This is a genomic window from Leptolyngbya sp. 7M (assembly GCF_018128485.1).
Genome location: NZ_CP070897.1, coordinates 812132 through 824619 on the forward strand (window position 1 = coordinate 812132; position 12488 = coordinate 824619).

General features: G+C 50.1%; 16 protein-coding genes. 12 read left to right on the forward strand and 4 right to left on the reverse strand.

Annotation, left to right across the window (positions count from 1 at the left end):
- Window positions 1-52 precede the first annotated feature (52 nt).
- The 3 genes from JVX88_RS03810 to JVX88_RS03820 are packed head-to-tail and all read right to left on the reverse strand — an operon-like array spanning window position 53 to window position 2021.
- Window positions 53-577 (reverse strand): hypothetical protein, encoded by a 525-nt coding sequence (locus tag JVX88_RS03810; RefSeq protein ID WP_211625899.1) that lies wholly within the window; start codon window positions 575-577, stop codon window positions 53-55.
- Window positions 574-1131 (reverse strand): ECF transporter S component, encoded by a 558-nt coding sequence (locus tag JVX88_RS03815; RefSeq protein WP_211625901.1) that lies wholly within the window; start codon window positions 1129-1131, stop codon window positions 574-576. The genes JVX88_RS03810 and JVX88_RS03815 overlap by 4 nt, the downstream gene beginning before the upstream one ends.
- A gap of 56 nt (window positions 1132-1187) precedes the next feature.
- Complete coding sequence (locus tag JVX88_RS03820; protein WP_225931456.1) at window positions 1188-2021, reverse strand: dihydroorotase; 834 nt, start codon at window positions 2019-2021, stop codon at window positions 1188-1190.
- A 58-nt stretch (window positions 2022-2079) separates the two neighbouring features.
- Between JVX88_RS03820 and rpsP the strand changes: the two genes are divergently transcribed.
- The 7 genes from rpsP (at window position 2080) to JVX88_RS03855 (ending at window position 5466) form a co-directional block, all read left to right on the forward strand.
- Window positions 2080-2328 (forward strand): 30S ribosomal protein S16, encoded by a 249-nt coding sequence (rpsP, locus tag JVX88_RS03825; protein WP_263975468.1) that lies wholly within the window; start codon window positions 2080-2082, stop codon window positions 2326-2328.
- A gap of 98 nt (window positions 2329-2426) precedes the next feature.
- Window positions 2427-2660, forward strand: coding sequence for a KH domain-containing protein (locus JVX88_RS03830; protein ID WP_211625905.1), 234 nt, complete (start codon window positions 2427-2429; stop codon window positions 2658-2660).
- Window positions 2661-2673: 13 nt separating this feature from the next.
- Window positions 2674-3183, forward strand: coding sequence for a ribosome maturation factor RimM (rimM, locus tag JVX88_RS03835; protein WP_211625907.1), 510 nt, complete (start codon window positions 2674-2676; stop codon window positions 3181-3183).
- Between the two features lie 60 nt (window positions 3184-3243).
- Window positions 3244-3957, forward strand: a complete 714-nt coding sequence (trmD, locus tag JVX88_RS03840; protein WP_211625908.1) for a tRNA (guanosine(37)-N1)-methyltransferase TrmD — start codon at window positions 3244-3246, stop codon at window positions 3955-3957.
- Window positions 3958-3997: 40 nt separating this feature from the next.
- Window positions 3998-4366, forward strand: a complete 369-nt coding sequence (gene rplS / locus JVX88_RS03845; protein WP_211625910.1) for a 50S ribosomal protein L19 — start codon at window positions 3998-4000, stop codon at window positions 4364-4366.
- Between the two features lie 14 nt (window positions 4367-4380).
- Window positions 4381-4782, forward strand: coding sequence for a putative quinol monooxygenase (locus tag JVX88_RS03850; protein WP_211625912.1), 402 nt, complete (start codon window positions 4381-4383; stop codon window positions 4780-4782).
- A 12-nt stretch (window positions 4783-4794) separates the two neighbouring features.
- Entirely contained in the window at window positions 4795-5466 is a 672-nt protein-coding gene (locus tag JVX88_RS03855) for a ribonuclease HII (RefSeq protein WP_225931332.1), read from the forward strand.
- Between the two features lie 162 nt (window positions 5467-5628).
- On the opposite strand, the gene JVX88_RS03860 is transcribed toward JVX88_RS03855, so the two are convergent.
- Window positions 5629-5925: an indolepyruvate ferredoxin oxidoreductase subunit alpha gene (locus tag JVX88_RS03860; RefSeq protein ID WP_211625914.1), complete on the reverse strand. Its 297-nt coding sequence runs from the start codon at window positions 5923-5925 to the stop codon at window positions 5629-5631.
- A 211-nt stretch (window positions 5926-6136) separates the two neighbouring features.
- Between JVX88_RS03860 and glpX the strand changes: the two genes are divergently transcribed.
- From glpX to JVX88_RS03885, 5 genes are all read left to right on the forward strand, one after another.
- Window positions 6137-7180 carry a class II fructose-bisphosphatase gene (glpX, locus tag JVX88_RS03865; protein WP_211625916.1) on the forward strand — a complete coding sequence of 348 codons (1044 nt, stop codon included), beginning with the start codon at window positions 6137-6139 and terminating at the stop codon, window positions 7178-7180.
- 76 nt (window positions 7181-7256) lie between these two features.
- A complete protein-coding gene (locus JVX88_RS03870) occupies window positions 7257-9071 on the forward strand; it encodes a B12-binding domain-containing radical SAM protein (protein ID WP_211625918.1) in 1815 nt (604 codons plus the stop codon).
- Window positions 9072-9127: 56 nt separating this feature from the next.
- Entirely contained in the window at window positions 9128-11554 is a 2427-nt protein-coding gene (ppsA, locus tag JVX88_RS03875) for a phosphoenolpyruvate synthase (RefSeq protein ID WP_211625919.1), read from the forward strand.
- 19 nt (window positions 11555-11573) lie between these two features.
- Window positions 11574-12104: a DUF2085 domain-containing protein gene (locus JVX88_RS03880; protein WP_211625921.1), complete on the forward strand. Its 531-nt coding sequence runs from the start codon at window positions 11574-11576 to the stop codon at window positions 12102-12104.
- A 77-nt stretch (window positions 12105-12181) separates the two neighbouring features.
- Window positions 12182-12463 carry a hypothetical protein gene (locus JVX88_RS03885; RefSeq protein ID WP_211625923.1) on the forward strand — a complete coding sequence of 94 codons (282 nt, stop codon included), beginning with the start codon at window positions 12182-12184 and terminating at the stop codon, window positions 12461-12463.
- Window positions 12464-12488: the final 25 nt, after the last annotated feature.

Here is a 12488-nt window from a genome sequence, read left to right on the forward strand (position 1 = left end):
TTGTAACTCTGCAACATATGAAATGCAAGCGAAAATAGGGTTTTGGGAAAAATTATTTAACCTTACATGGGCTCGCAGCGGAACGGTCAGCGGCTTGGCGAGCCTGTATGTTCTGTGTGCGGCTGGGTCTAATGATGTCGGTAATACAGGTCTCGGCAGATGTGATCTTTGCGACGATCAGGTAAGACGTAGTTTTAGACGAATCCTCGGGATCCTCGCTTACGTTCAATCGAACGATCAATGCAATGGGTTTCTTGTTCTTTATTCGCCATTCTGCACGCGGTCCGAGGTATGAGAATGCGCTGAAGTGATTCCAAAATTGAAGCTCGCTGACGCCGCCATTCGGATCGACAATGTCCACGCTTTGCCTAAGATCGCCTTCCGTGACGTAGAGTTTGTATCCTGCTATACCACGACATTCACCCTTGTAAGAGCCGCCTTCGTCCTCGTTTAGTTCCAGCGTTTTACATTTCATATCAACGAGGTCAGTGTACTGACTGGTAACCTGAGCATCCGCCGCCAAGGCGATGGTCAACAGAAGAATAGATAGGAACAGGGGCCGGATAAAATGCATCATTTTGATCCCGATGTGTTACGCGAAACCCACCACCACGCGATAATGGAAAGGATAAGAAATTGGGCTATGGCTGCCGGGATGCCCGGCGCCATCGCAGCAGCGATGTATTCTCCGAAAGGCTGTTCGACCGAGCGGAAAAGGAAAACATAGGAAAGAAACACGAGCCTTCCAATAACTAGCGATATTGCGGCGGCCAAGAACCAGTTCAATTTGAAAATTTCCCGGGCGAAGCCTGCTGCGAAGCCATAAGCTGCGAGTTCGACGGTCATCGCCGGCAAAATGTGGGGCAGCGGCATTCCGGATATCAAATAGCTAGTCACCGGAGCGAGCAAACCAATTACCAAACCCGATCGCCAACCGTAACAAAGCCCCGCAAGTATCACGGGCCAGTGCATCGGAAGAATGCTGCGCACCGGAAGACCGAGTATATGCGAGGCAGCAGGCAGTAAAAACGATGCAAGTGCTAAAAGCGCAATGTGGACAACTGCAGAGCTTGCCGAAATAGTTGGAAGCACATAAATGTTTGATCGTTCGGCGGTGTCGGTTGGTCTCATAATTAGCAGATTGTATCGCCGGAATGCGGATTCGTCTAATTCTTCCTACCAGAATTTCAATCTACCTTGAATACCACTTTTCCACCCACCAGCGTCGCAACTGCGCGGCCCGTAAAGTTCCAGCTATCGAATGGCGAATTGCGTGATCTTGACCGCGAATCCGAATTACGGTAAGTCCATTCAAGATGTGGATCGATCAACGTAATGTCAGCAACTGAACCGGGCTTTAGAGTTCCCCTGCCTTCGAGGCCGAAGATGCGTGCAGGGCTGGCAGAACACATCTCGACGAGTCTTTCAAGCCCGACGATTCCTTTGTGAACCAATTGATCGAACGCAAGACCGACGGCGGTTTCCAGGCCGGTGATGCCGAATGGCGCACGATCGAATTCAAGAGCCTTCTCATCGTGGTGATGCGGGGCATGGTCAGTCGCGATAGCGTCGATCGTGCCGTCTTTAATGCCTTCGATGACTGCTTCCAGATGCTCTTCCGATCGCAGTGGCGGGGCCATTTTGTAATTGGTGTCGTAGCCTTCGACGTATTTGTCGGTCAACGTGAAATGATGCGGTGTTACCTCGCAGGTAACGTTGATACCCTCATTCTTCGCTCGCCTGACGGCCTCGATCGCACCTTTTGTCGAAACGTGCGCGATGTGAACATGAGCTCCGGTCTCTGCCGCCAGCAGAATATCGCGGACCGCGTCAATATCTTCAGCAAGAGCTGGCATTCCTTTGAGACCAAGCAGAAGCGATACTCGGCCTTCATGCATAACGCCGCCGCTAGATAATGATTTGTCCTCACAATGATCCACCACCGGCAGGCCAAAATCTTTTGCATACTGCAATGCTCGCCGCATAATACCGGCGTTCGGTAGATGACCAGGTCTGCTGATGAAGCGACGATCGTCACGCCGGCTTGGTAATTTGAGTAAGGATGCTTAGATAGAGATTATGTTAGCAATCAGTTTGATGAGAATGGGGGCGAAGGGCAAACCGTTCTATCGCCTTGTGGTAAAGGAAAAGCGTTCGAAACGCGACGGCAAATACATCGAGAACGTCGGAACATATAATCCGATGACGGATCCGGCCGAAGTTGTCTTAAAACACGACCGGATTCAGTACTGGATCGGAGTTGGAGCTAAACCGACCGAAACGGTAGCGAGTCTGATAAAGAACAATCCGGCTCAGATCGCGGAATAGTTCTGTGTTCTAACGGTCGCTGCCTTGTATATGCGTTTGAATGGCAGCTTTTACTGGCTTGTTCCGAGCAACTGCTCGGATTCGAGCAAGATCAATTGATGAAAGAAGCCCTTGAAACGATCGTAAGGTCTCTTGTTGGTTCGCCCGACGGAGTAGAACTGTCGGAAAGCGGCGACGGAAAGAACGTTAAGTTTCTCCTTCGTGTGGCTCCGGAGGATTATGGCCGTGTGATTGGTCGCGAAGGCAGAACTATAAAGGCGATTCGCAGCATCCTCTTTTATGCCGGCCAGAAACAGGGAAAACGCTTTCATCTGGATCTGATCGAAGATTAGAACTACAGAATAAATGGAAGATCTGGTGGCAATAGCTCGGATCGCCAGGCCACATGGCCTTAGAGGTGAGTTGCTGGCAGACATTTTGACCGATTTTCCCGAACGTTTTGAGGGACTGAGAAAGGTCACGGCCGTGATGCCGGGAGAAAGGAAACGCCAGCTTGAAATTGAGAGCTTTAGATATCGAAATGAGCGTATCCTATTGAAATTTTTGGGCATCGACCGGATCGAAGATGCCGAGGAGTTCAGGAACGCAGAGATCTGCATAACCGAGAACGAAACGGTTGCTCTTGACGACGACGAGTTCTTTGACTGGCAACTTGAAGGCTGTAAGGTATCCGGGATCGATGGGGATTTGATCGGTGAGGTCTCCTCTGTAATGAGGACAGGCGGGACCGAAGTGCTGGTAGTAAACGGAGCGAAGGAATACTTGATACCATTCGCAGCAACGATATGCGTAATGGTGGATATTCCGAATAAGCTCATCACTGTAGATCCACCGGAGGGCTTGTTAGAGTTCTAGGTTCTGCATAGACGACCTTTCTTTGGTTATTTTCGCACAGGCAGAGCTCTGACGTTCAGAATGCGGATCGACATTCTTACAATTTTCCCCGAATTTTTCGGGCAGGTCTTTGATTTTGGAATAATCCGCCGTGCTCGGCTTGCGAATATCGTGGAGATAAATGTCGTAGACATTAGAGAGTTTGCGACAGATAAACACCGGATGACCGACGACAGGCCTTTCGGGGGCGGCGATGGGATGGTGATGAAGGCCGAGCCGATATTTAACGCGATCGAACATCTGTTGGGCACCTCTGAACGAAAAAGTTTCCCGGTCGGCACCCGAGTTGTTTTACTTTCTCCACAAGGAAGACCTCTGAAACAAGCCGGTGTTAGAGAACTTGCTGATTCTACATCGTATCTTGTAATGATCTGTGGCCGATATGAAGGGGTTGACGAAAGGGTGAATGAGGCTCTTATTACAGATGAGATCTCGATCGGTGATTATGTACTTTCTGGTGGCGAACCAGCGGCGGTGGTGTTGGCCGACGTGGTCATTAGGCTTCTCCCAGACGCATTGGGGAGCGCGACTTCTGCTGAGAATGATTCATTCTCAAACGAATTGCTCGATTGTCCGCATTATACCCGGCCGGCAGAGTTTAGAGGAATGAGAGTTCCTGATGTACTTTTGAGCGGCGATCATGCCGAGATTGAAAAATGGCGCCGGCGAATGGCTCTCGAGAAAACAAAAAAGAATAGACCAGATCTATTAATAGGAGAAAATGGTGAAATGTGAGTCGGGCACGGTGTCCGGCTGACCTCTGGCCGAAAATGTTATGAACCGTTTAGATTCAATTGAGAAAACGCAGCTGCGGGATAATATTCCCGCGTTCCAAGCGGGCGATACCGTTAAGGTACACGTCCGGATAAAGGAAGGAAATAAGGAACGTATCCAGGTTTTTGAAGGCATTGTGATCGCTCGCAAACACGGCGGAGCGCGCGAATCCATTACCGTCCGTAAGGTCAGCTTTGGTGTTGGCGTTGAAAGGATATTCCCGCTACACGCTACGGTGATCGATCATATCGACGTTGTACGGCGAGGTAAGGTCCGACGGGCAAAGCTTTATTACCTTCGTAACTTACGAGGAAAAGCCGCCCGCATCAAGGAAAAAGACACAAGAAATAAGGCTCAAGCTGCCAAGTAGTTTTTACGGATATTATGAATTTAGGGCGTCGTGATTTCGTTGCAGCTTGGTTTGCAGCGGGCGCTTGCGCCCTTTTCCAGCCAGCGGGCAAAGCAAACGCTATGGGTAATATGTATGGCCTGATCGGCAAGATGATCGCCGTAGACGGAAAACGTGATGCATTGAGCGCTATCCTGCTCGAAGGCTTGGATAGCCTGCCGGGATGTTTGAGCTACGTCGTCGCAAACGACCCTAAGGACAAGAATGCTGTTTGGATAACCGAAGTTTGGGACTCTAAAGAGAGCCATGCAGCATCGCTTCAACTTCCTTCCGTTCAGTCGGCCATCGCAAGGGCACGTCCAATGATCGCAGGTTTTGGTGAACGATTTGAAACAGAACCACTAGGGGGCCTTGGCCTATCTAAAGGCAAGTCGTGATAAGATCACACTGTGAATGGATTTAAGCTAAAAGCCGATCGTTTTGATCTAACGATCGGCTTTGGTTTTGAAGAACAGGCACTTCTGGAAGGCTTCTGTCTTATTGCAGGGGTTGACGAAGTAGGACGCGGCTGTCTTGCAGGCCCGGTCGTCGCGGCCGCCTGTATCCTTGATCGATCAAAGTCAGTACCCGCTGGGCTCACAGATTCAAAAAAACTGAGCGAAAAGCGAAGAACTGAAATCGCCGCAGAACTTCGCGAATCAGCAATATCGTACGCCATCGGTGTGGTAGAAGCTGAGGAGATCGACCGCATAAATATCCTAGAAGCAACAAAAAAAGCAATGTCTATTGCTGTCAATTCCCTTTCACCGGCACCAGATCATTTGATAATCGACGCTCTGCATCTACGTGAGATTAATATTCCCCAAAAGGCCATTATAAAAGGAGATTCCATTTCCTATTCTATCGCTGCGGCCTCTGTAATAGCTAAAGTATATCGCGATGAGTTAATGTGCTCATTAGACCGAGAATTTCCTGGGTATGGTTTCGCCAGACACAAAGGCTACGGCACTTCGATCCATTTTGACGCTATTCGAAGACTTGGACCGACTCCCCTGCACAGAAAAACCTTTCGCGGGGCACAGCCAGCTATTTATACAGACATCCCAAAGCTTAACAAGTGACAAGTGCACCTCATGCTTGTTATCAGGTTTACTTGCGAACATCAGATCTATCATAAACTCTCGAATATGTGCTATCCGAATGATAGATAGAAGAGCTATACAACCCTGGCCATACCTTAGGGTTTGCAGACATTATATTTGCGGAACAGAAAAGTAATTATTCTACTCTGGCTGACCTTTACAGCCAGGGCCGTAAAGTGCGGGCTGCTTTGTGCTAATGATTGGGTAGTTCTCTGCCTCTTTATTGATCTCAAGCCAGGGCAGGTACTCTTCCGGGATCGACATATCCGAAAAGATCGCCTCGACCGGACATTCAGGAAGACAGGCATCACAATCTATGCAAGTGTCAGGGTTTATCAAGAGCCGATCCGGCAATTCATGGAATGCCTCTACGGGGCATACGGCAGCACAATCGGTATACTTACACTCAACACAAGGTTCGGCAACGATATAAGTCATATTCGATACTCTTGGAGCCTTATCTCTAACAGAAGCGGGCTCATTCTGGGTCGATCACGTAATTGCGAGCATCATTTAAGACGTACTCGACTCATCGAAATCAAAGTAAAACCGTAATATTCAAAGGAATACTTGTCAAACCCTCGCGAACAAGTGTTAGAATGCCATCATCAACAGTTCTAATTAAACCGATAAGTCTGGTTCAAAACAAATGACAAATTCAAGAGCTGAGCGCGAATTGGCGCTCGATTTTCTCCGCGTTACAGAAGCTGCCGCCATCGAATCGGCAAAAACTATGGGACAGGGCGACCGAAAGCACTCTGACCATGTCGCCGTCGAGGCAATGCGCGAGGTTATGGATTCCGTACCAATGCGGGGTCGGATTGTAATTGGCGAAGGTGAACGAGACGAAGCCCCTATGCTTTACATAGGGGAAGAGGTCGGCGGAGGGAATTTTTCTGACGAGGCCCGTGCCGAGTTCCCCGAAGTGGACATTGCGGTCGATCCGCTCGAGGGCACAAACCTCTGCGCTTTAGGCGCAAATAATGCGATAGCTGTCCTGGCCGCCTCGGAACGTGGTGGATTGCTGAATGCTCCCGATATATATATGGACAAGATAATAGTCGGGCCTTCTTGCAAAGGTGCCGTCGATATCGAAGCTCCGGTCGCCGACAATCTCAAGAATATCGCTCGCAGGCTCGGTCGAGATGTTGAAGACCTGACTGTTATTTGCCTTGATCGGCCTCGTCACAAACAGTTAGTTGCAGACGTACGAGCCGCAGGTGCCAGGATACGGCTTATCTCAGACGGCGACCTTTCTGCCGGGATATCGGCGGCGGTTGCAGGAACGAATATTCACGCACTAATGGGAATAGGCGGAGCCCCCGAAGGAGTTATTACGGCTGCCGCGATGAAGTGTTTGAACGGCGAGATCCTAGCAAAGTTTGTATTCGATCCTGAAAGGCTCGGCGTTGATAGAACCAAGGTTCCGCCAAAGGAAGAGGCAATTGAGCGAATAAAGGGAATGGGCATCACAGATCCGGATAAGATCTATGATACGAACGATCTGGCACCGGGCAGGAAAGTTATCTTCGCTGCTACGGGCGTCACCGATGGATCCCTGTTACGCGGTGTTAGATTCTTTGGGGAAGGAAAACGTACCCATTCCGTAGTTATGACAACAGACAATAAGAGCATTAGATTCGTGGATACCGTACATGTGGAAGGTGGCCCGGATGCGGTTATTCGATTCTAGGGCCGTATTTGTCATCTGATCGGTCAAAGAGAATTCCCCGTTGACCCCTTAGAAGTTATATGAATAGGAGGACTTGATGGCAGTAAATACGGAAGCATTGAATGCTAGGGCGTCGGTTGCTCTTGAAACCGGACAAGCCTTGACTAAAGGCGGGAAAAAGATCGTTTTGACGGCACCGTTGACCGAGGCGATCGACCACGCAGGCTATTTCATTCAAATGGCAATGGCGTCGCTTCCTATTTGGCTTGAAGGCATACTAAATCGCAAATATCCGAAATGGCGCGAAGTTGAACGCTACCAGGACGGTTCGGCAAAGTATATGCCTGCTGGAGTTCGCCTTGTCGAAACTTCGCTCGAACGTGTCTATTCGAAAGATGATATTGTTGCGTGCTATCCGGAGGACCTAGACAAATTCATCGGCCCCGAAACCCGTGTTGTTGCAGTATCCACCCACAACCCGCTTGGCGTAACCTTTGCCGCCGGTGTGTATACATCCATATTCGGCTCATCGAAGATGCCGATAAATTCACATTATGCGCGGCAGCTGTTCGCGCAGATCAAGAACAATAAGTATCGGAACAGCTTCAAGGTCATAGTCGGCGGTTCGGGCGGGTGGCAGATCATACAGACAGATATGTATGAGGAGCTCGGCATCGACTGCGTAGTAGAAGGACGCAGCGAATCGCAGGATACGATCGATCTATTCGAAAAGGCGATTCGCGGTGAGGAACTCCCGAAAGAGATTACCGTTGTCCATCCGAAAGAACGCGACGCAATACTTTTCCCAGATACTCGGACGACTTTTGGAGTCGTTGAGATGACCACAGGTTGCGGCCGCCGCTGCAAATTTTGCGTTCCCGACCTTAATCCTCAGATCGACCTTCCGAAAGAAAAAATAATGGAAGCTGTCCGGGCGAATGTTCGCGAAGGAAACAAACAGATCTCGTTGGCAACCGAGGATATGTTCATTTGGGGACAGGTGCATACCGATACGCCATTCTACTTCCCTAACCGCGAAGCACTGGTGGACCTTTACAGATCCGTAGTGGAAACGCCGGGTGTTGAACAACACGTTTTGAGCCACTCAACTATCGCACCTGCTGTCGTGGATCCAATAATGATCAAACAGCTCTCAGATATTCTATTGCCAAAAAGCCCGATACATTTCCCGTACCTTAGTTCGCATCCTGAAAAGAAAGCTTTAGCTCCGCTAATCGGCCTTGAGACAGGCTCCGTCCGTATGGCGAAAAAAATAATGCCCGGCAAGGGAGTTCCGTTCCCTATCGAACATTGGCCAAGCGTTGTTCTGGAGGGCCTGAAGGTATTGAACGAGAACAACTGGTTCCCGGCGATGACCTTGATCGTTGGAAATCCGGACGAGACTGACGAAGACATTAGAGAAACGCTTGACCTTGTTTACGAAATGGAGCGTCGTGGTCTTTTTGCGTTTCTTATCCCATCTATATTCACACCGCTCCACGACACTCGCATGGAGATGGAAAAAGGCGTTACTCAAACACGCGAACTATCGCCGCTGCAATGGCAGTTGATGATGAAATGCTGGAAGATGAACCTTCGCCCCGGACAGTATAGTTGGTGGGGGCCAACAGCATGGCGGATCGGCTCGTTGGGAATGTGGCTTTATAAACTGCGAAAGCTGAACGGTCCCAACTTTACTTATCCGTTGCTTATGTTCTCTGGTGCGTTAAGTGAAAGGCGGCTGGAGAAAATGGGCAAGATCTACATCGGAAAGCCATTGAAGACTCTAAGCCGAGCGGACCTTATCAAGACCGTAAATCCGAAGATGTGGAAACATTTCCGTGCTGATTGCGGCGATCTGCCCGAGGAGGAGAAGCAGAACTCAGAGATCAGCCGTTCGGCGATAAATTAGACATCGGATCAATTCGGAGCTAGAAGAAGTAGCTCTAAATTCATCTGTTTTGTGAAATGACAGACTCGCAACCATTTGTATTGGATCTAAGTCAGGTGGGTGCCGGCGACGTAGCCATCGTTGGCGGAAAATGCGCTTCGCTTGGCGAGCTTTTTCGTGAACTAACGGCGCACGGCGTTCGAGCGGTAGATGGGTTTTCGACCACTAGTCACGCGTATAACACCTTACTTGATACGGACAACCTTCGCGGGCGTTTGCAAAAACTGCTCAAGGGGTTGGACGTTAACGACCTGGACGAGCTTGCGCGTGTCGGCAGCGAAGCCCGCCGCATGATGATGGAAACTCCGTTCCCTTCCGAGGTCGAGACCGCGATAATTGACGCATACAAACGGCTCGGCGACCGAATCGGCAAACGGGCGTTTGAGGTTGCGGTGCGGTCCTCGGCAACCGCTGAGGACTTGCCGGATGCGTCTTTTGCCGGACAACAGGACACGATCTTGAATGTTCGCGGCGAAAAGCGTCTGATCGAAGCGTGCCGCGAATGCTACGCATCGCTCTGGACTGACCGTGCGATCTCTTACCGAACCGCGAAAGGATTCGATCATTTCGACGTCGCTTTGTCGATCGGCGTGCAGCCAATGGTTCGTTCGGATGCGGCGTGTTCGGGCGTTATGTTCACGCTAGATACTGAAAGCGGATTTCGCGATGCGGTCGTCATCAATGGTGCCTGGGGATTAGGTGAGGCCGTAGTCCAAGGAATGGCAACCCCGGATGAATGGATCGTTTTCAAACCAACTCTCAAACAAGGTTTCCGGCCGATCGTTACGCGCAAATTGGGCGTGAAAGAAGTAAAGATGGTATTTCACGACGACGGCACTGGGACAATGGTCCGGCCGGTCGTCGAATCGCAGCGAAAGCGTTTCTGCCTCGCCGGATTTGAAGTGCTTCAACTTGCAAATTGGGCCTGCGCTATCGAGGATCATTACTCGGCCCTTGCCGGAAAACATCAGCCGATGGACATCGAATGGGCGAAGGACGGCATCACCGGCGAACTCTATATTCTTCAGGCACGACCCGAGACTGTTCATACTCAAAAGACGGAGAATTTCATTGAGACCTACGAACTGACAGGAGCACATGGAGCACCGCTAACGTCGGGTGTTGCAGTTGGGCAGAAGATCGGACAGGGCAAGGCACACGTCCTGCTAGACCCGTCAAAGCTGAATACCTTCAAAGAAGGCGAGATCCTTGTTACAACCATGACTGACCCGGCTTGGGAGCCGATAATGAAACGTGCATCTGCAATCGTTACCGAACGTGGTGGTCGCACGTGTCATTCGGCGATAATTAGCCGCGAACTTGGCATCCCCTGTATTGTCGGAACTGGCGATGCTACCGAAAAGATCCGGAACGGCAGCGACATAACTGTTTCGTGTGCCGAAGGAGATGTCGGGAATGTGTATTACGGAAATATCGATTTCCGGGTAAAGAAACTCAAGATTACGGACACCGCCCGGCCGCGAACACAGATTATGATGAACGTCGGCGATCCCGACCATGCATTCATGCTTTCGAGATTGCCAAATGACGGCGTGGGTCTTGCCCGGCTTGAGTTCATTATCAACAATCATATCGGGATTCATCCGATGGCTTTGGTAAATTATCCAAACCTCAAACATCGTGACACGATCGAAACGATCGCAGCTCGCATTCTCGAGGAAGATCCCAAAGAATTTTTCGTTCGTTCATTAGCGGAAGGCGTCGCTCGGATCGCGGCCGCTTTCTATCCGAAGCCGGTAATTGTCCGAATGTCCGATTTCAAATCAAATGAATACGCAATGCTGATCGGCGGACGCGAATTTGAGCCTGAAGAGGAGAACCCGATGATCGGTTTCCGCGGAGCGTCTCGATATTACGACGACCGTTATAAGGCAGGATTTAAGTTGGAATGCTTGGCCCTACAGCGAGCCCGCGAAGACATGGGCTTGACCAACATCAAGCCAATGATCCCATTCGTAAGGACAGTCGAAGAAGGAGCAAAGGTCATTGCCCTAATGGCGGAATACGGTCTTGTTCAGGGTGAGAACGACCTTGAGATATACGCAATGTGCGAACTGCCGGCAAATGTCGTTTTTGCCGATGAGTTTCTAAAGGTATTTGATGGTTATTCGATCGGTTCAAATGACCTGACACAGCTTGCCCTCGGACTTGATCGTGATTCTGAGATGGTCGCCCATTTGTTCGACGAAAGGAATGGCGCGGTTGAGAAAATGGTCGCGATGGCCATCGATGCCGCCAAACGTGCCGGTAAGAAGATTGGTATTTGCGGCCAGGCTCCTTCTGATTATCCTGAATTCGCCGATTTTCTTGTCGAACGAGGGATCAATTCCATCTCACTGAATCCTGACACGGTGATCCAAACAACACAGCACATACTCGAAACAGAAAGCCGCACGGCCAAGGCAAGCGGAGCCGAACAATAGGAGCAGAGCCCGAACCATCATGAAGACGTTAAGTAGCTCTGCTTCTTCAAATTTCAATGTCAGCGAGTCCGCTATTAAACGACAAGCAAAGATCGTGTGGCTGGTCGCTCTTTTTGCTACGCTCATATGGCTGGTCCTGATTATTGCTCCTGCCCTGCTTAGGGCTCTCGATCTCAGTCCTGGAGCCGATGCCATTTTTGCCTTTTTCGGATCGCTTTGTCACCAAATACCGGAGCGTTCTTTCTATCTTAGCGGCCAACAGCTTGCGGTTTGTTCGCGTTGTTTCGGTGTATATTTCGGATTGTTCGTCAGCTTGCTGATCTATCCTCTTTGGAGAGTAATAGATGACATAGAACCGCTTCCCCGCAAATGGCTGCTGCTTTCTGTTCTGCCGATGTCGCTCGATTGGTCGCTTACGATCTTCAATATATGGGAGAACAATCACGCGTCTAGATTTATTACGGGCATGATCCTCGGCGGGGCATGTTCGATATATATCCTTCCGGCATTGGTAGAGATCTTCCGCAATCTATCGTTTTCTCGTCGTTGAGCTGCTTGAACGTTTTGCGTCCGAACATTCGTTGACTATCCGGCGTATTAGTAGGAAAATTGGAGAAACGGTTAACGATGAAGTTTGATAAGGAAACCGCGATCGAAAAAGCTAAAGGCGACCTGGCTAGTAGGCTTGGTGTAAGGGCTTCGGAGATCTCGGTGGTATCAGCGACCTCAAAAGAATTTCCCGACATGTCGCTCGGAGCCCCCGCAGAGGGTGAATTTGCAGCGCAAATGATCGCAAGCGGTTGGGAGATCCGGCTTGCCCATAACGGCAAAGAGTACGATTACCGCGGCGATAAATACCAATTGCGGCTTCGGGGGTTCAAAGGCAAGAATTATCTGATCGCGGGCTGAACCTAAGGTGTTTGGCGATAAGGAG